General features: G+C 71.6%; 15 protein-coding genes. 13 read left to right on the top strand and 2 right to left on the bottom strand.

Annotated elements, in window-relative coordinates:
- Positions 1 to 127: 127 nt before the first annotated feature.
- Positions 128 to 1,567: a hypothetical protein gene (locus tag ACZ6TD_RS16210; RefSeq protein WP_471354621.1), complete on the top strand. Its 1,440-nt coding sequence runs from the start codon at positions 128 to 130 to the stop codon at positions 1,565 to 1,567.
- 21 nt (positions 1,568 to 1,588) lie between these two features.
- Here the strand turns inward: ACZ6TD_RS16210 and ACZ6TD_RS16205 are convergent, their stop codons facing one another.
- On the bottom strand, positions 1,589 to 2,263 hold the full coding sequence (locus ACZ6TD_RS16205) for an N-acetylmuramoyl-L-alanine amidase (RefSeq protein WP_471354619.1): 675 nt from the start codon (positions 2,261 to 2,263) through the stop codon (positions 1,589 to 1,591).
- A gap of 213 nt (positions 2,264 to 2,476) precedes the next feature.
- Between ACZ6TD_RS16205 and ACZ6TD_RS16200 the strand changes: the two genes are divergently transcribed.
- The 3 genes from ACZ6TD_RS16200 (at position 2,477) to ACZ6TD_RS16190 (ending at position 6,542) form a co-directional block, all read left to right on the top strand.
- Complete coding sequence (locus tag ACZ6TD_RS16200) at positions 2,477 to 3,388, top strand: TIGR03619 family F420-dependent LLM class oxidoreductase (protein WP_471354617.1); 912 nt, start codon at positions 2,477 to 2,479, stop codon at positions 3,386 to 3,388.
- 63 nt (positions 3,389 to 3,451) lie between these two features.
- Positions 3,452 to 4,603 carry a tRNA 2-thiouridine(34) synthase MnmA gene (mnmA, locus tag ACZ6TD_RS16195; RefSeq protein WP_471354615.1) on the top strand — a complete coding sequence of 384 codons (1,152 nt, stop codon included), beginning with the start codon at positions 3,452 to 3,454 and terminating at the stop codon, positions 4,601 to 4,603.
- A 184-nt stretch (positions 4,604 to 4,787) separates the two neighbouring features.
- Entirely contained in the window at positions 4,788 to 6,542 is a 1,755-nt protein-coding gene (locus tag ACZ6TD_RS16190; RefSeq protein ID WP_471354613.1) for a glycine/sarcosine N-methyltransferase, read from the top strand.
- Between the two features lie 84 nt (positions 6,543 to 6,626).
- Here ACZ6TD_RS16190 and ACZ6TD_RS16185 read toward each other — a convergent pair whose 3' ends face one another.
- Positions 6,627 to 7,691, bottom strand: a complete 1,065-nt coding sequence (locus tag ACZ6TD_RS16185; RefSeq protein WP_471357776.1) for a MerR family transcriptional regulator — start codon at positions 7,689 to 7,691, stop codon at positions 6,627 to 6,629.
- Between the two features lie 3 nt (positions 7,692 to 7,694).
- Here ACZ6TD_RS16185 and ACZ6TD_RS16180 point away from each other — a divergent pair, with 3 nt between their 5' ends.
- The 9 genes from ACZ6TD_RS16180 to ACZ6TD_RS16140 all read left to right on the top strand — a co-directional run bounded on the left by ACZ6TD_RS16180 (position 7,695) and on the right by ACZ6TD_RS16140 (position 18,587).
- On the top strand, positions 7,695 to 8,912 hold the full coding sequence (locus tag ACZ6TD_RS16180) for a glycosyltransferase (RefSeq protein ID WP_471354611.1): 1,218 nt from the start codon (positions 7,695 to 7,697) through the stop codon (positions 8,910 to 8,912).
- Between the two features lie 303 nt (positions 8,913 to 9,215).
- Positions 9,216 to 9,743: an LOG family protein gene (locus ACZ6TD_RS16175; protein ID WP_471354609.1), complete on the top strand. Its 528-nt coding sequence runs from the start codon at positions 9,216 to 9,218 to the stop codon at positions 9,741 to 9,743.
- Between the two features lie 144 nt (positions 9,744 to 9,887).
- Positions 9,888 to 10,577, top strand: coding sequence for an SDR family oxidoreductase (locus ACZ6TD_RS16170; protein ID WP_471354607.1), 690 nt, complete (start codon positions 9,888 to 9,890; stop codon positions 10,575 to 10,577).
- A gap of 227 nt (positions 10,578 to 10,804) precedes the next feature.
- Positions 10,805 to 11,758, top strand: coding sequence for a methionine synthase (locus ACZ6TD_RS16165; RefSeq protein ID WP_471357774.1), 954 nt, complete (start codon positions 10,805 to 10,807; stop codon positions 11,756 to 11,758).
- Between the two features lie 15 nt (positions 11,759 to 11,773).
- Entirely contained in the window at positions 11,774 to 13,972 is a 2,199-nt protein-coding gene (ligA, locus tag ACZ6TD_RS16160) for an NAD-dependent DNA ligase LigA (protein WP_471354605.1), read from the top strand.
- A 291-nt stretch (positions 13,973 to 14,263) separates the two neighbouring features.
- Complete coding sequence (locus ACZ6TD_RS16155; protein WP_471354602.1) at positions 14,264 to 16,375, top strand: putative bifunctional diguanylate cyclase/phosphodiesterase; 2,112 nt, start codon at positions 14,264 to 14,266, stop codon at positions 16,373 to 16,375.
- Between the two features lie 180 nt (positions 16,376 to 16,555).
- Positions 16,556 to 16,852, top strand: a complete 297-nt coding sequence (gene gatC, locus ACZ6TD_RS16150) for an Asp-tRNA(Asn)/Glu-tRNA(Gln) amidotransferase subunit GatC (RefSeq protein ID WP_471354601.1) — start codon at positions 16,556 to 16,558, stop codon at positions 16,850 to 16,852.
- Positions 16,853 to 16,857: 5 nt separating this feature from the next.
- Positions 16,858 to 18,351 carry an Asp-tRNA(Asn)/Glu-tRNA(Gln) amidotransferase subunit GatA gene (gene gatA / locus ACZ6TD_RS16145; protein ID WP_471354599.1) on the top strand — a complete coding sequence of 498 codons (1,494 nt, stop codon included), beginning with the start codon at positions 16,858 to 16,860 and terminating at the stop codon, positions 18,349 to 18,351.
- A complete protein-coding gene (locus tag ACZ6TD_RS16140; RefSeq protein WP_020868240.1) occupies positions 18,348 to 18,587 on the top strand; it encodes a hypothetical protein in 240 nt (79 codons plus the stop codon). The genes gatA and ACZ6TD_RS16140 overlap by 4 nt, the downstream gene beginning before the upstream one ends.
- Positions 18,588 to 18,595: the final 8 nt, after the last annotated feature.

The following is an 18,595-nucleotide window of genomic DNA, read 5'->3' as shown; positions in this document are numbered from 1 at the left end:
AACCTACGGAACACCAATCTCCGCTTGAAATGGCGGAGAGCCGTGGGAAAGGATTTCCCCGTCAACGGACCTGTCATGCGGGATACGCGCACAGGTTTTCTTCACGGGGAAATCCAGGAGCTCATCGATGTCGCAGCCTTCGCTGCCGCCGCACCACCAGCCGTCGCACCAGCCCCCGCAGCCGCGGGGGGTGCGGCGGGCGCCGTCGCGGGGGTGGCGCTCCCAGCCCGCCCTGAAGCTGATCGCCGGCGGGGTCCTCGCGGCCGCCCTGGTGACCGGCTGCGGGTCCGGAGGCGATGACGACGGTGAGAGCGGGGGCTCGTCGTCCAAGGGCGCCCAGGCGAAGACGCTGGGCAAGGTCGCCATGCCGAAGGTCGGCAAGGAGACCAACACCATGGGCACCTGGGTGACGGACTCGACCTTTGTGAAGGGCGACGTCAACAAGATCGTCGGCTACTCGCTCGACGGTGCCAAGCCCACGTGGCGGATTCCGCTCGGCGGGCAGCTCTGCTGGGCCTCACCGCATATGACCAAGGACGGGCTGACCGCGATCCTGTTCCGGGACGGCGCGGGCGAGGACGCGCTGTGCACCAAGGTCGGTCTTGTCGACCTGAAGAAGGGCGAGCTGGTCTGGCAGAAGGAGGGGTCGGACAGCGAGGGCAACGCCGGGGTGCAGTTCGACGAGGTCACCATCGGCGGGGGCACCGTGGCCGCGGGCGGCACCGGCGGCGGGGGAGCCTGGTCGCTCGACGGCAAGCCGCTGTGGAAGCCCGCGTACCTCGCGGACTGCGACGACAACGGCTACGCGGGCGGCGATGACAAGATCGTCGCGATTCGCGGCTGCGACAGCGAGGACTCCAGCACCGAGCGGCTGGAGGTCCAGACGGTCGACCCCAAGACCCGCGACGTGATGTCGTCCTACAAGCTGGACGAGAAGGTCGAGTACGCGCATGTGATCTCCACCGCGCCGCTCGTCGTGGCCGTCGACACCGGAGACTCGGACGCCGGGACGGGCACCACGGACATCCTGACCATCGACGACAGCGGCAAGCAGGGCAAGCTGCTCAGCACCATCGACGTGCTGGCCAAGGGGTACCAGCCCAACTGCCCGGCCACGAGCGTGGAGGGCTGCACCGAACTCGCACTCGACAAGGCGAGCAGCACCCTCTACCTCTCCTCGGAGGTGGACGTGGACCACGGCGGCCCGGGGGACCGGATCACCGGTCTGAACCTGAAGACCGGCAAGGAGACCGGGAAGACGAAGATGGCGGAGAACCGGTCGCTGATGCCCATCCGGACCGATGACGACGGCTCGCTCCTGGCCTACCTGGGCTCCACGTACAGCGAGGGGGGCGGGGTCGTGCGCGTCGATGCCAAGGACTTCGCGATGGACACGCTCCAGACCCACCCGGACGACATGAGGGACGCGGAGTCCGGCATGGACATCTACGGGGACTGCACCATGATCTACACCGGCAAGAAGCTCTACATCGGCGACAACAAGGCGACCAGGCCCACCAGCGGCGACGGCGCGGGCCGTCCGCTCGCCATCGTCTACGGCGCCTGAGCCGCCGCTCGCTCGGGCCCGCTATTTCGCCGTCCGTGTCACGCGCACCGCTCGCACCAGCCGTATGTAGCGGTCCCAGTCCCAGTGGCGGCCGGGGTCGGTGTGATCGGTGCCCGGCACCTCCACATGGCCGACGATGTGCTCGCGGTCCCGCGGGATGTCGTACCGCTCGCAGATCGACGCGGTGAGCCGTGCCGAGGCCCGGTACATCGCGTCCGTGAACGAGCTCGGCTCGCTCACGAACCCCTCGTGCTCGATGCCGATACTGCGCTCGTTGTACGAGCGGTTGCCCGCGTGGAACGCCACGTCCAGCTCCCGGACCATTTGCGCGATATGCCCGTCGCGGCGCACCACGTAGTGCGCCGCGGCGCGGTGTCCGGGGTCCCGGAAGACCCGCACCGCGTCGTCGAAGCTGCCCTGGACCACATGGATCACCACCCGGTCGATGGCGTAGTCGTCCGGGCGGTCCGCCCACCGCCAGTTCGCCCCCGAGGCCGCGATCCACTCCGCGCCCGGCTGATCGACCGCGCCCGCCTTACGGGGCTTGTCGATCCCGGGCAGCCGCCACCACATCCGGGCCAGCTCGTCCCGCGCGGCATAGGCCGCGACACCCGCGCCCAGACCGGCCGCCGAGCCGCCGATCAGGAGGGTGCGCCTGCTGACGCGGCGTCCACCGCCGGTCGTGGTCTCGCTCACGGAACACTCAACGCGTGGGAGAGGGCGTCGGGTTCCGGCCGCCGGGATCATGGCGGGAACCCTTCGCTCCGGACGGTGGCCCTCTGGCCCCCCGAGTAGATGAACGTTGAACTGTCTCTGGGGCCCCGCGCCTCCCGTACTTCTCGGTATCTCTCCGTACCGTGGAGTGTGCCCGCTGGAATGTGTCCATCCGCTCGACGAGGAGCTGACGGTATGCGCATCGGATTCGCCCTTCCCCAGTTCGGTCCCCTCGCCCACCACCCCGAGGACATCGCGCGGTTCGCGCGCCAGGCCGAGGAACTCGGCGCGGACAGCCTGTGGGTCGGGGACCGCCTGCTCGCCCCGGTCGACCCGATCGTCGGCTATGCGGGCACCGATGTGATCCCGCCCGAATTCCGCGCCGCGCTGGACCCCTTCGCCGTGCTGGCCACCGCCGCCGCGGCCACCGAGCGGGTCAAGCTCGGCACCGATGTCATCAACGCCCCCTGGTACCCGCCCGCGCTGCTCGCCCGCTCCCTCACCACCGTCGATCTGCTGAGCGCGGGCCGGCTGCTGGTCGGGCTCGGCACCGGCTGGTCCCCCGAGGAGTACGAGGCGGTGGACGTCCCCATGGCCGAGCGCGGCCGGCGCCTCGACGAATGCCTCGACGCCCTGGACGCCTGGTGGACCCGGAACCCGGTCGAGTACCGCGGGGACCACTGGACCGTGCCCGCCTCCCACGTGGACCTCAAACCGGCCTCGCGCCCCCGCCCGCCCGTCTACCTCGCCGCCTTCGCGCCCGCGGCCATGCGCCGGGTGGCCCGGCGCGCCGACGGCTGGCTGCCCATCGCGGTCGTCCCCGCCGCGTCCGGAGCGCCCGACCCCGTCGCCGACCTCGCCGAGCGGCTGCCCGGGGTGCGGGAAGCGGTCGAGCGGGAGGGCCGGGACCCGGCGGCATTCGACGCGATCCTGCGGGTCAACCCGAGCGCCGACGCCTCCGTGGACGACATCGCGACGATCCTGGTCCGGGCCGAGCGGGAGGCGGGCATCCAGCACGCCTTCGTCGATCTGATCTACCTCGGCAAGGACGCCGACCAGGCCCTGGACCTGGTCCAGCGGGTGCTGGAGCGGGCGCGGGCGAGCTGAGCGGGGCGGGTCCGTAATACCGCTTTCGTCGTTGCGTACGTACCGACTTATGCTGGCGGGGTTATGACTGACTTCCCCGGTGTGCCCACAGGTCCCCGCGACGGCCGTCGGCTGCGCGTCCTCGCCGCCATGTCCGGCGGTGTGGACTCCGCGGTCGCCGCCGCGCGGGCGGCCGAGGCGGGCCACGATGTGACCGGCGTCCACCTCGCGCTCTCCGCCAACCCGCAGTCCTTCCGCACCGGCGCCCGTGGCTGTTGCACCATCGAGGACTCGCGGGACGCCCGGCGGGCCGCCGATGTGATCGGGATCCCCTTCTATGTGTGGGACCTCGCCGAGCGCTTCCGTGAGGACGTGGTCGAGGACTTCATCGCCGAGTACGAGGCGGGCCGCACCCCCAATCCGTGTCTGCGCTGCAACGAGAAGATCAAGTTCGCCGCGCTGCTGGACAAGGCCCTCGCCCTCGGCTTCGACGCCGTCTGCACCGGGCACTACGCCACGATCGTGGAGCGCGAGGACGGCTCGCGGGAGCTGCACCGCGCCAGTGATATGGCCAAGGACCAGTCCTACGTCCTCGGCGTGCTCGACGAGCGCCAGCTCGCCCACGCGATGTTCCCCCTCGGCGACACCCTGACCACCAAGGACGAGATCCGCGCGGAGGCGGAGCGGCGGGGCCTGGCCGTGGCCAAGAAGCCCGACAGCCATGACATCTGCTTCATCGCCGACGGCGACACCCAGGGCTTCCTGGCCCAGCACCTGGGGGCGGCCGAGGGCGACATCGTCGACGAGGACGGGCACAAGCTGGGCACCCACGAGGGCGCGTACGGCTTCACCATCGGCCAGCGCAAGGGGCTGCGCATCGGCCATCCGGCGCCCGACGGCAAGCCGCGCTATGTCCTGGACATCTCCCCGGTGAACAACACGGTCACGGTCGGCCCCGTCGAGGCCCTGGACGTCGCCGCTCTCACCGCCGTCAAGCCGCGCTGGTGCGGGGCCCCTCCGGTGGGCCCGGGCACCTACACCGCCCAGCTTCGCGCACATGGCGGCGAAACCGAGGTGATGGCCGAGCCGATCGGGGAAACCGGGCTACGGGTGACCTTCACCGAGCCGGTGCGGGGTGTGGCCCCGGGGCAGGCGATCGTGCTCTACGACGACACCCGGGTGGTCGGTTCCGCGACCATCGCCGCGACCGAGCGCGCCCAGGCGGTCGCCTCGTAGCGGCGGTGCCGTCGGTCCTGGAAGACCCCGGAAGACCCCGGAAAACTCTGGAAGGTCGCGGAGAATTCCAGGTCGATATCCGCTTTTGGTGAGAAAGAAGCCGAAAGTCAGGATTGGGTGGTTGATCTCCGTTTGGCGCGATCAGTTTCTCTGAAATTAACGTGCGTCCGGCCATTCCGGTGGCATGCGTCACGGGAATCCGGGAATGCGCCCGGCGGACACGGGTGCCGTGGTCCGCTGTCTCAGCACCGGAGGTTCCGTTATTTCTGCGCAACCTGTACAGAAATTTGGCGACAATCCAGTTGATGTCAGGGACACTGATCACTACACAGAGGAGTACGTACCCAGCTTCGTCGAAAAGTGGGACTCGCTGATCGACTGGGATCGGAGGTCGGAGAGCGAGGGTACGTTCTTCATCGACCTGCTGCGCGAGCGCGGCGTCAAGAAGGTCCTGGACGTGGCCACCGGGACCGGCTTCCACTCGGTCCGGCTGCTCGAGGCCGGATTCGAGACCGTGAGCGCCGACGGCAGTGCCGAGATGCTCGCCCAGGCATTCTCCAACGGGCTCAAGCACGGTGACCACATCCTCCGCGTCGTCCAGGCCGACTGGCGCTGGCTCAACCGCGACGCCCACGGCGAGTACGACGCCATCGTCTGCCTCGGGAACTCCTTCACGCATCTGTTCTCCGAGCGTGACCGGCGCAAGGCGCTCGCGGAGTTCTACGCCATGCTCAAGCACGACGGAATCCTGGTCCTGGACCAGCGCAACTACGACGCGATCCTCGATCGCGGCTACAGCAGCAAGCATGTGTACTACTACTGCGGAGAAGACGTCGCCGTCGAACCGGAGTACGTGGACGAGGGGCTGGTGCGCATGCGCTACAGCTTCCCCGACGAATCCGTCTACCACCTCAACATGTTTCCGCTGCGCAAGGACTACACGCGCAGGCTGCTGGAGGAGGTCGGCTTCCAGCGGATCGAGACCTACGGCGACTTCCAGCACACCTACCGGGAGGAGCGGCCCGACTTCTTCATCCACGTCGCGGAGAAGGAATACCGCACGACGGAGGAACCGGTCGGCCCGATCGGTTCGGTCACGGCGAACGAGGAGTATTCGGGAGCCGTGGGCACCGCCCGCGACTACTACAACTCCGCGGACGCCGACGCCTTCTACTGGAGTGTCTGGGGCGGCGAGGACATCCACATCGGCATCTACGACCGGCCCGACGAGCCGATCGCCGAGGCCAGCAGGCGCACCGTGGCCCGTATGGCCGGGCAGCTGGACCTGACCGAGTCCTCCGTCGTCCTCGACCTCGGAGCGGGCTTCGGCGGCTCGGCGCGCTACCTGGCCGAGACGTACGGCTGCCGCGTCATGGCGCTCAACCTCAGCGAGGTGGAGAACGAGCGCCATCGCGCGCTGAACGCCGAGCGCGGGCTGACCGAGGCCATCGAGGTGATGGACGGCTCCTTCGAGTCCATCCCGCTGCCGGACGACAGCGTCGACGTCGTCTGGTCCCAGGACGCGTTCCTGCACAGCGGCAACCGCGCCCGCCCCCTGGAGGAGGCCGCCCGCGTGCTGCGCCCCGGCGGTCACCTCATCTTCACCGACCCCATGGCGGCCGACGGCTGCCCCGCCGAAACCCTCCGCCCCATCCTGGACCGCATCCATCTGGAGACCATGGGGTCGCCCGAGTTCTACCGCCATGAACTGGCGCGGCTCGGCTTCATCGAGGTCGGCGGCGGCTTCCAGGAGCACCGCGAGCATCTGATCACCCACTACGCCCGGGTCCTGGAGGAAACCCGGCGCCAGGAGGCGGACGGCCTGACGGAGCAGGTCAGCGCCGACTACCTCACCCATATGAAGAAGGGGCTGAGCAACTGGGTCGAGGGCGGCAGGAACCGCCATGTGACCTGGGGCATCTTCCACTTCACCCGCTGACCCTCCCGGGTGTGACCCCGCCGGGTGGCCGGTGGCGGGCCCGTCCCGCCACCGGCCACCCCGGGGCTCACCGGGCGTTCGCGGTCAGAGGGGGAGGCCCGCGACCTGATGGTGCAGGGCGGCGAGCGGTGCCGCGAGGTGTCCCTGGCCGGAGGCCGCGGAGGGTGGCGGGGTCTCGCCGGTGACGGCGAGGGCCTGTCGCCAGTAGCGCAGCGAGAACGAACCGGCGCGCGTCCCACGGCGGAACCGGGTGCGCAGATGCGCGCGGAACGCCGGTGTGTCGTCGTGGCCGTCGACGCGGGCGTAGGTGCGCACGAAGTGGCCGAGCGCTTCGGCGCGCCGCTCCGGGCAGCCGGAGACCAGGGCCTCGCCGGCCAGCGCGCAGGCGTCCAGGAGACCGGCGTAGAACGACGCGACGTCGCCCACCTGGTGGGGCTGCGGTTGGCGGCGCCGGTCGTCCGCGGTGGCCAGGGCGTGCAACTCGGCGTAGGCCAGGACGGTCGCGGTGGCCGGGGCGGCCGGCGGCGCGGGCACCGCGCCCTCGATGACCCTCTGGGCCAGGCGGCGCGGCAGACCGGCCGGGAGCGCCCAGTGCCAGTACCGCACCAGCCGGTCGTGGGCGTCGTCCGGACTGCCCACCCCGGCGAGCAGGGCGAGGCGGCGCAGCCGCTCCGGGCCGGGGCAGTCGTCCAGGGCCCGCAGCAGCCCCCGGCGCCACGTCGCCTCGCGCAACCGCGCCTGAACGGCGTCCAGTTCACGGGTGACCAGTTCGGCCAGCGGGCGTTCCCCCGTCATCACCGCGGCGATCGCGGCGATGGGGGTGCCGAGCGCGCGGAGGCGCTGGATCAGCCGGAGCCGGGGCAACGCGTCCGCGGCGTATCTGCGGTGGCCGCCCGGACTGCGTCCGCTCTCGGGCAGCAGCCCGATATCCGAGTAGTAGCGGATCGTCTTGACCGGCAGTCCGGTGCGCGCGGCCAGCTCGCCGATGCCCACCGTGTGACCTATGCCCACCGTGCCACCGTCCTGGGTGCTGTCCTGGGAGCCGTCCGTCACCGTTGCTTGAACCTCCACCGTGCGGGAGCCCTTAGCGTCCGTGGCGAACGCCGTCGTCCGGGTGCGCGCCGGGCGGCGCTCGCCGAGGAGGATCATCACATGCGGATTCTGATCGTGACTGCCGGTTCGCGCGGGGACGTCGCTCCGTACACGGGCCTGGGGCGGCGTCTGGTGGAGGCCGGTCATGAGGTGGCCGTGGCCGCGCACCCGCCCTTCGCCGGGCTCATCGACGGATGCGGTCTGGACCACCGGCCGCTGCCGGGCGATCCCCGGGAGTTGATCCGCGCCAGGGCGCGGGCGGCCTCGTGGGACGAGGCGCGGGCGGCGATGGCGGCGTTCCTGGACCGGCTCGCCGACGGGGTGGCGGCGGCGGTGGCGGACGGGGCCGACCTGGTGCTCACCGCGTTCGGCCCGGCGGCGCTCAGCCGGGTGGCCGGTGAGGCGTCCGGCGTCCCCGTCATCGGCGCCTTCCTCGCACCGGCCTGCGCCACACGGGAGTTTCCCCTGGCCGGTGCCACGGACGCCGAGGACCTCGGGCCGGACGGCAACCTGGCGGCGGGGCGGCGGCTGCTGGCGGACGCCGGAGCGCTCCAGGCGGGCGCCGTGGCGGGGCTGCGCACCCGGCTCGGGCTGCCGACCACCACCTCGCGGACGACGGGAGCGGACATCCGGCCGGTCTTCCACGGCTTCAGTCCGCTGGTCGTACCGCGTCCGGCGGACTGGCCGACCGGGGTGGACGTCGCGGGCTACTGGTGGCCCGCCCGGCCCCGGGACTGGCGGCCCCCGGCCGAGCTGGTCGACTTCCTCCAGGCCGGTCCGCCGCCGGTGTTCATCGGGTTCGGCAGCATGGCGCCGGGCGAGGGGGAGCGGCTGGGCGAGCTGGTGACGGCGGCGGTGGCCCGGGCGGGGGTGCGCGCGGTGGTGCAGGCGGGATGGGCCGGGCTGACCGCGGCCGGGGACGACGTCCTGGCGGTCGGCGACCTCCCGCACGACTGGCTGTTCCCCCGTACGGCCGCCGTCGTCCACCACGCCGGAGCGGGCACCACCGCGGCCGGACTGCGCGCCGGGGTCCCCGCGGTGCCGGTGCCCGCCATGGCCGACCAGCCGTTCTGGGCGGCACGACTCCACCGGCTCGGAGTCGCCCCGCGCCCGCTGCCGCTCGACGCTCTCACCGCCGAATCCCTCGCCACGGCGATCACCACCTGCCTGACCGACCCCGCCCTCCGCCGCCGGGCGGCGGAGCTCGCCGACGCCATCGCGGCGGAGGACGGCGCCGCGGCGGTACTCGCCCACGTCGGCGCGGTGGGCAGGGGGTAAGTCCGGGCGCGGAGACAGGACGTCCAGGGGCCGGGCGGGTCTTGACGCCTGCGGCGGACTGCTCCCCTCCCCGCCCCTCCCCGACACCTGACGATATGCGGCTCCGCCGCGTGGGGGGCTCTGCCCCAGACCCCGGAACCGGGGCTCCGCCCCTTCCCGCAGCATCGGTATGCGGCTGCGCCGCGTGGCAGGGGCTCCCCGGGCTTCGGGGTCCAGGGGCGGGGAGGGGAACAGCCCGCCGCACGGCGTGACCCGTGGCGCGGGGCGGCGAAGGTGTCCGACCCGGCTCGTAGAGTGGCGCGCATGAACATCTGCGTCTTCTGCTCCGCCGCCGACCTCGACGACCGTTACACCGCCCCCGCCCGCGAGTTCGCCGAGCTGATCGGCAAGGGCGGGCACACGCTGGTCTGGGGCGGGTCCGATGTCGGACTGATGAAGGTGATGGCGGACGGGGTGCAGGAGCACGGGGGACGGCTGGTCGGGATCTCGGTGGAGTTCCTCGCCGCCAAGGCCCGGGAGAACGCCGACGAGATGGTGATCGCCAAGGACCTCGCCGAGCGCAAGGCGCAGCTGCTCGCCCGCGCCGACGCCGTCGTGATCATGGTCGGCGGCACCGGGACGCTGGACGAGGCCACCGAGATCCTGGAGCTCAAGAAGCACGGGCTGCACATCAAGCCGGTGGTGCTGCTCAACGCGGCGGGGTTCTACGACGGCCTGAAGCAGCAGTTCCAGCGGATGGAGGAGGAGGGGTTCCTGCCCCGGCCGCTGAGCGAGCTGGTCTTCTTCGCGGAGAGCGGGACGGAGGCCATGACGTATCTGGAGTCCGTCTGAGCCCCCGGCCCCGTAACAGCCGGCGCTGGGCCCGTTACAGGATGGGAGCGCCTGGCGGGAAGGCCGCGCGGGTTTCGGGCATGGGATCGCGCCAAGCCGGGACCGTCGTCGGGGCGCGTCCCTGGGTGAGGCAAGCTGGGGAGCATGGGAACGCATCTGATCACTGGGGCAGGCTCGGGCATCGGCGCGGCGGTCACCGAGCGGCTGACCGAGCGCGGTGAGGAGCTGTGGCTGCTCGCGCGGGACGCCGGGCGGGCGAAGGAGCTGGCGGGCCGGTTCCCGGGGGTGCGGACGGTCGTCGGCGACCTGGCCGACCCGGACCGGCTGTCCTGGGCACTGGGCCACCAGACGCTGCCCGACCGGCTGGACTCGCTGCTGCACATCGCCGGAGTGGTCGACCTGGGCGAGGTCGGCGAGCTGACCCCGAAGGCGTGGCACCGCCAGCTCGCCGCCAACCTCGTGGCGCCCGCCGAGCTGACCCGGCTGCTGCTGCCGCAGCTCCGGCTCGCCCAGGGACATGTCGTCTTCGTCAATTCCGGCGCCGGGCTGCGCGCCAACGCCCAGTGGGCCGCGTACGCCGCCAGCAAGCACGGGCTCAAGGCGCTGGCCGACGCGCTGCGCTGGGAGGAGAGCGGCAACGGCGTCCGGGTGACCACGGTCTACCCGGGGCGCACGGCCACCCCGATGCAGGTGAAGGTGCACCAGCAGGAGGGCAAGGAGTACGAGGCGGAGCGCTGGATCGCGCCCGAGACCGTGGCGAGCACCATCCTGACCGCGCTCGACCTGCCGCGTGACGCCGAGATCACCGACCTCCAGGTGCGTCCGCGCGGCTGAGCCGTCTCGGCGGCGGAGGTCGGCTGCGGTCGGGAGGCGCCCCGTAGGGGCGCGGGGCTGTGTCGATGTGCGGCTCCGCCGCGTGCGCGCGCTCAGCCACAACGATGCCGCAGATGACCGACTGCATCTCGGGGCACCCCAGCGGACCGCTTACCCTTTCGCTGGTGAGCGAGAAGACCACAACCCACCACCCATGGCCCCGCGGAGCGGCAAGCGGCGTCGGATCGATGCCGGGCGGCGACGCGCGGGAGGCCGCGAAGACCGTCACCGGCTCGCTGGAGGCCCTGCCGTACCTCCCGGAGCTGCCCGCGCGCGGGCCCGGCGCGGACATGATCGGGCGCACCGCCGGGATGCTGGTCGAGCTGTACGCGCATGTCGAGCCCAGCGGCTGGCGGATCAGCGACCGGCCGGGCCGGGACACCCGGCGGGCCCGCTCCTGGCTGGGCGAGGACCTGGACGCGCTGGAGGAGTTCACCCAGGGGCACCAGGGCGCGCTCAAGGTGTCGGCCGTGGGGCCCTGGACCCTGGCCGCCTCCCTCGAACTGCGCGGCGGCGAGGCCGCGCTGGGCGACCCGGGCGCCTGCCGGGACCTCACGGCCTCGCTCGCCGAGGGCGTGCGCGCCCATCTGGCGGAGGTGCGCCGCCGGGTGCCGGGCGCCGAGGTGGTGCTCCAGCTCGACGAGCCGTCGCTGACGTCGGTGCTGCGCGGGAGCGTCCGTACGGCCAGCGGCTACCGCACCCACGCGGCCGTGGACCGGGGCGTGGCCGAGGGCGCGCTGCGGACCCTGGTCGAGGCGGCCGACGGGCCGGTCGTGGTGCACTCGTGCGCGCCGGCCGTGCCGTTCGGGCTGCTGCGGCGCGCGGGCGTCGCGGGGATCTCCTTCGATCTGTCGCTGCTCACGGAGGGTGAGGAAGAGGCGATCGGGGAAGCCGTGGAAGGCGGTACGGCACTCCTCATCGGCGCGGTACCCGGCACCGACGCCCCATTGTCGGACCCTGCCGGTAGCGTCGGGGGTGTCAGGACGCTGTGGCGCAGGCTGGGGCTGGCACCGGCGGCTCTCGCGGAGTCGGTGGTGGTCACCCCGTCGTGCGGGCTCGCGGGCGCCTCGCCCGGGTACGCCCGCGCCGCGCTGGCCCACTGCGTCCGGGCGGCGAGATCGCTCGCGGACAACCCTGAGTAACGGGAGGACGACACGGTGGCCGGCGAACAGCAGTCAAAGGTCCCCGCCGAGGTGCGGGAGAGGCATGCCAGGCTCGCTGAGCAGATCGAGGAGCACCGCTTCCGGTACTACGTGAAGGACGCGCCGGTCGTCAGTGACGCCGAGTTCGACAAGCTCATGCGCGAGCTGGAGGCGCTGGAGGAGGAGCACCCCACGCTCCGTACGCCCGATTCGCCGACCCAGAAGGTCGCGGGGGCGTACGAGACGGAGTTCACCGAGGTCGCGCACCGGGAGCGGATGCTCAGCCTGGACAACGCCTTCGACGACGAGGAGCTGGCCGGCTGGGCGGACCGCATCGCCAAGGAGCTGGGCAGCGGCTCGTACCACTTCCTGTGCGAGCTGAAGGTGGACGGCCTCGCGGTCAACCTCACCTATGAGCACGGGCGGCTGACCCGCGCCGCGACCCGTGGCGACGGCCGCACCGGCGAGGACATCACCCCCAATGTGCGGACGATCGCCAAGATCCCCAACCGGCTGACGGGCGACCGCGTCCCGGCGCTGGTGGAGGTGCGCGGTGAAGTCTTCCTGCCCCGCGAGCGGTTCGAGGAGCTGAACCGGCGGCTGGTGGAGGCGGGCAAGCCGCCCTTCGCCAACCCCCGGAACGCGGCGGCGGGTTCGCTGCGCCAGAAGGACCCGAAGATCACCGCGTCCCGGCCGCTGGACATGGTGGTGCACGGCATCGGGGCGCGCGAGGGCTTCGACATCGACCGGCTGTCGCAGGCGTACGAGCTGCTGCACGAGTGGGGGCTGCCCACCGCCGCCCACTTCTCGGTGGTGGACTCGATCGAGGGCGTGCGCGAGTACATCGCGTACTACGGCGAGAGCGAGCACCGGCACTCGGTGGAGCACGAGATCGACGGCGCGGTCGTGAAGCTGGACGAGATCCCGCTGCAAGGGCGGCTCGGCTCCACCTCGCGGGCGCCGCGCTGGGCGATCGCCTGGAAGTTCCCGCCCGAGGAGGTCAACACCAAGCTGGTGGACATCCGGGTGGGCGTGGGGCGCACGGGGCGGGTGACGCCTTATGCGGTGGTCGAGCCGATCACGGTCGCGGGTTCGGAGGTCGAATTCGCGACGCTGCACAACCAGGATGTGGTCAAGGCCAAAGGCGTGCTGATCGGTGACACCGTGGTGCTGCGCAAAGCGGGCGATGTCATTCCGGAAATCCTGGGCCCGGTCGTCGATCTGCGGGACGGCAGCGAGCGGGAATTCGTGATGCCGGCCACCTGCCCCGAGTGCGATACACCGCTCCAGCCCGCCAAGGAGGGCGATGTCGATCTGCGGTGTCCCAACGGCCGGTCCTGCCCGGCGCAGCTTCGCGAGCGGATTTTCTATCTCGCCGGGCGCAAATCCCTGGACATCGAGAACCTCGGCTATGTCGCGGCGGCCGCCCTCACCCAGCCGCTGGAACCCGCCGAACCCCCGGTGAAGGACGAGGGCGATCTGTTCGACCTGAAGATCGAACAACTGCTGCCCATTCGGTCGTATGTACTGGACCCGGACAGCGGACTGCCCAAGCGCGATCCGGAGACCGGTGAGGAGAAGGTCGTCACCTTCTTCGCCACCCAGAAGGGCGAGGCGAAGAAGAACGCCCTGGCGATGCTGGCCAATATCGAGGCGGCCAAGGAGCGCCCGCTGGCCCGGATCATCACCGGCCTTTCGATCCGTCATGTCGGCCCCGTGGCCGCCACCGCGCTGGCCCGGGAATTCCGTTCGCTGGACCGGATCGCCGAGGCGGACGAGGAGGAGCTGGCGGCCGTGGAGGGGGTCGGACCCACCATCGCCGCCTCGCTCAAGGAGTGGTTCGCGGTCGACTGGCACCGCGAGATCGTCGAGAAATGGCGGCGCGCCGGGGTCCGGCTGGAGGAGGAGGGTGGCGAGGACGAGGGCCCCCGTCCGCTGGAGGGCCTCACCGTCGTCGTCACCGGAACGCTGCAGTCGTACACCCGGGATGGGGCCAAGGAGGCGCTGCAGAGCCGTGGTGCCAAAGTCACCGGATCGGTTTCGAAAAAGACCGATTTCGTGGTAGTCGGCGACAATCCGGGCTCGAAGTATGACAAGGCCATGCAGGTGAAGGTTCCCGTGCTTGATGAGGACGGATTTGGCGTCCTGCTCGAACAGGGTCCCGAGGCGGCGAGAGAGGTCGCGTTGACGCCCGCGGAAGAGTCCGCGGAGTAGCGCGGATGGCCGGTGGAGCGGCGGTTGGAGTAGCCGCTCCACCCATCCGGCGCAGTGCTCCGGCCATCTTGTCCGCTCAATGGGTCCAAACCTGGCCGGATTACGACTGGGAGCACTTCCCGGGTACAGCCGGAGGGCATCACCCTTACAGCGCATAGCAGAAGGTCATGGATCGTCGGGCGGCATTCGGGGAACCGTCGCCGATCGCCGCCCGTCTTCCCCTTCTGCCGCCTACTGTTGAGGTGTGCGCCCGCCGTGGCGCTGGCACCGCCGGCTGTGAGAGGGACGGGTATGAAACCGACCGAAAGCGCCGCCCCGGCGTCGCGGCTGCGCCGGGCCGTGCTGCCCGCGCTGCCGGCCGCCGCGGTCGCCATGGCGGCTTTCGCACTCGGTATCGGAGTGTTCCGAGTGCTCGACGCGGGCAATGCGCTCTTTCCCGACGGAACCGTGGGCTGGTCGCTCGCCGTGCTCACCGGAATCATCGTCGGCCATCTGGTCGCCCTCGGCCGTGACCGCTGGTGGGGCGGCACCGGCTCCGGGGCCGCGTTAACCCTGGCGGCGCTGCTGCTCTACGGCTGGATTCCGGCCGTGCTGGTCAGCCTCGCCGTGGTCGTCCTCGTCGGCGCCGCCCGCCGGCACCGATGGCGGCAGGCCGCCCTGCACGGCGCGGTCGACATCCTCGGGGTCGGTGCCGCCGCCCTCACCCTCGCCGCCTTCGGCACCACCCCCTCCGTCGAACACCCCTGGCGCACCGACACCTGGCATGTGTCCGCCATCCCCCAGACGGCCCTGGCCGCCTTCGTCTATCTCGCGGTGACCCGCGCCCTGTTGTGGTGCTCCCTCGCCCCGCCCGGCGCCGGACTGCCCACCGTCGCCCGCACCGCCCTCTTCCGGCAGGCCCTCGTCGGCATCGCGCTCCTCGGCATCGCCCCCCTCATCGTGGTCGTCGCCGGGGACACCCCGCTGCTGCTCCCGCTGTTCGCGGTGCCGCTGGTCGCCCTGGACTCCACGCTGTGGATCGCCCGGGTCCGCGCCGAGGAGCAGCTCCGCGACCCGCTCACCGGGCTGCCCAACCGCCAGTGGCTGCTGGAGCGCACCTGGACCGCGCTGGACGAGGCCGAGCGGGCCGGCACCCGCACCGCGCTGGTGCTGCTGGACCTCGACCGCTTCCGTTCGGTCAACGACACCCTGGGCCATCTGGCCGGTGACCGGCTGCTGCTCCAGATCGCCGAGCGGCTGCGGCTCGCCCTGCCGCGCGGCGCGGAGGTGGCCCGGCTCGGCGGCGACGAGTTCGCGGTGCTGCTGCCCACCACCGACTCGCTCACCAGCGCCCAGCGCAGCGCCCGCGTCCTCGTCGGCGACCTCGGCTCCCCGCTCGACCTGGACGGGCTGACCCTGGTGCTGGAGGCCAGCGCGGGCGTCGCGGTCTACCCCGACCACGCCCTGGACGCCGAGGGGCTGCTGCGCCGCGCCGACGTCGCGATGTACCAGGCCAAGCGGGACCGCAGCGGAGTCGAGCTGTACGAGGCGCGGCGGGACGGCAACACCCCCGACCGGCTCGGTCTGCTCGGCGATCTGCGGCGCGCCCTGGACGCGGGCGACGTCGAACTGCACTACCAGCCCAAGGTCGGCTTCGACGGGCATGTGGCGGGTCTGGAGGCCCTGGTGCGCTGGGTGCACCCGGACCGGGGGAAGGTGCCGCCGGACGAGTTCATCTCCATGGCCGAGAGCTCGGGGCTGATGCCCCGGCTGACCGAGTACGTCCTGGAGACGGCCCTGGGCCAGGTCGCGCGGTGGCGCGCCGACGGCCTCGAGGTGCCCGTCGCCGTCAACGTCTCGCCGCGCGATGTCCACACCCCCGGCTTCGCGGGCGCGGTCGCCGGGCGGCTGGCCCGGCACGGGGTCCCGGCGGGCGCCCTGCAACTGGAGATAACCGAGCACGTCCTGCTGGAGGACCCGCAGCGGGCCGCCGACACCCTGGCCGGGCTCACCGGGCACGGAGTGAAGATGTCGCTCGACGATTTCGGCACCGGGTACTCCTCGCTGGTCCACCTGCGGCGGCTGCCGGTGAGCGAGCTCAAGATCGACCGTTCCTTCGTGGCCCGGCTGGCCGTGGACAACGAGGACGCGGAGATCGTCCGCTGTACGGTCGACCTCGCCCACTCGCTGGGCCTGCTCGTGGTCGCGGAGGGCGTCGAGGACGACGAGACCTGGGAGCGGCTGCGGGATCTGGGCTGCGACGCGGTCCAGGGCTGGCTGGTGGCCGCGGCGATGCCGCCGGAGGAGACGACGGCGTGGCTGCGGGCGCGGGGCGAGGGTGGCTGGCACCGCGAGACGGCGGAGCCGTCGAGCGAAGCCGCTACCGCGGAGGCGGACGAGGACGCGGATCAGCCGGTGACGTGAGGGCGCTGCCCCTCGGTGTTTCGTTGCCGGGTGCGGGCCGGTGGGTGGGTCGTGCCCACCCGTTCCGCCCCGCTGAACGATTGCCCACGACCAGGCGCACCCAAAGCCTTTCGCGCCGGGTGCGCGGGGAGCCATAGGATTGGGGCCGAAACACTCCACACTCACCCAGAGGATCGCTGCATGCCTGGCATCACGCGCGAGGAGGTCGCCCACCTCGCCCGGCTGGCGCGTCTGGAGCTGAAGGACGAAGAGCTCGACCACTTCGCCGGACAGCTCGACGACATCATCGGCGCGGTCGCCCGCGTCTCCGAGGTCGCCGACCAAGACGTTCCGCCGACCTCTCACCCGCTGCCGCTGACCAACGTCATGCGCCCGGACGAGGTCCGTCCGTCCCTGACCCCGCAGCAGGCGCTGGCCTGCGCCCCGGCCCAGGAGCAGCAGCGTTTCAAGGTGCCGCAGATCCTGGGGGAGGAGTGACCACCGTGACCGACCTGACCAGGCTCACCGCGGCCGAGATCGCCGCCAGGATCGCCTCCGGCGAGGTCACCGCCGTCGAGGTGACCGAGGCGCACCTGGCCCGTATCGAGGCCGTCGACGAGAAGGTGCACGCCTTCCTCCACGTGGACCGCGAGGGGGCGCTCGCCCAGGCGCGCGCCGTCGACGCGAAGCGGGAGCGCGGCGAGGAGCTGGGCCCGCTGGCCGGTGTTCCGCTCGCGCTCAAGGACATCTTCACCACCAAGGGGATCCCGACCACGGTCGGTTCCAAGATCCTCGACGGGTGGATCCCGCCGTACGACGCGACGGTCACCCAGCGGCTGCGGGACGCGGACGTGATCGTCCTCGGCAAGACCAACATGGACGAGTTCGCCATGGGGTCCTCGACCGAGAACAGCGCCTTCGGCCCCACCGGCAACCCCTGGGACCTCACCCGGGTCCCCGGCGGCTCCGGCGGCGGCTCGTCCGCCTCGCTGGCCTCCTTCCAGGCCCCGCTCGCCATCGGCACCGACACCGGCGGCTCGATCCGCCAGCCCGCCGCCGTCACCGGCACGGTCGGGGTCAAGCCGACGTACGGCGGGGTCTCCCGCTACGGCATGGTGGCGTTCTCGTCCTCGCTCGACCAGGGCGGCCCCTGCGCCCGCACCGTGCTGGACGCGGCGCTGCTGCACGAGGTCATCGCCGGACACGACCCGATGGACTCGACCTCCATCGACGAGCCGGTCCCGGCCGTCGTCGAGGCCGCCCGCAACGGAAGTGTGCGGGGCATGCGGATCGGCGTCGTCAAGGAGTTCGCGGGCGAGGGCTACCAGGCCGGCGTCATGCAGCGCTTCAACGAGTCGGTGGAGCTGCTGCGGGAGCTGGGCGCCGAGATCGAGGAGATCTCCTGCCCGTCCTTCGACAAGGCGCTGGCCGCGTACTACCTGATCGCGCCGTCCGAGTGCTCGTCCAACCTGGCCCGTTTCGACGCCATGCGCTACGGCCTGCGGGTGGGCGACGACGGCACCAAGTCCGCCGAGGACGTCACCGCGCTCACCCGCGCGGAGGGCTTCGGCGCCGAGGTCAAGCGCCGGATCATGCTCGGCACCTACGCGCTCAGCTCCGGCTACTACGACGCGTACTACGGCTCCGCGCAGAAGGTCCGCACGCTGATCAAGCGCGACTTCGGACGCGCGTTCGAGCGGGTCGACGTGCTGATCTCGCCGACCACGCCGACCACCGCGTTCCCGATCGGCGAGCGCGCCGACGACCCGATGGCGATGTATCTGGCCGACCTCTGCACGATTCCCACGAACCTCGCGGGGAACGCGGCCATGTCACTGCCCTGCGGTCTGGCGCCGGAGGACGGTCTGCCGGTCGGACTGCAGATCATCGCCCCCGCCATGGCCGACGACCGGCTCTACAAGGTCGGTGCCGCGGTCGAGGCCGCGCTCATCGACAAGTGGGGCCACCCGCTGATCGAGGAGGCACCGTCACTATGAGTGCGATCAAGAAGGCGAAGGGCTTCAAGAAGTCCAGGCCCGGCACCTACCTGTCCATCGCGACCTCGCTGTTCGGCGCGGTCAGTGTGGCGAAGCAGGCCAAGAAGGCCCGATTCGAGAACGACAAGCTGCAGCTGGCCGACGCGGTGGTCTCGGCCGCCGCCATCGTCACCGGCGTCGCCCTGCTCATCCGCGAGCTCAAGCGCATGGGCGACGACGACGTCCTCGCGGACTGAGAGGTTAG

Source organism: Streptomyces yongxingensis (assembly GCF_055597465.1).
The sequence above is the reverse complement of the archived record's forward strand: the minus strand, read 5'-3'. Positions and strand labels throughout refer to the sequence as shown.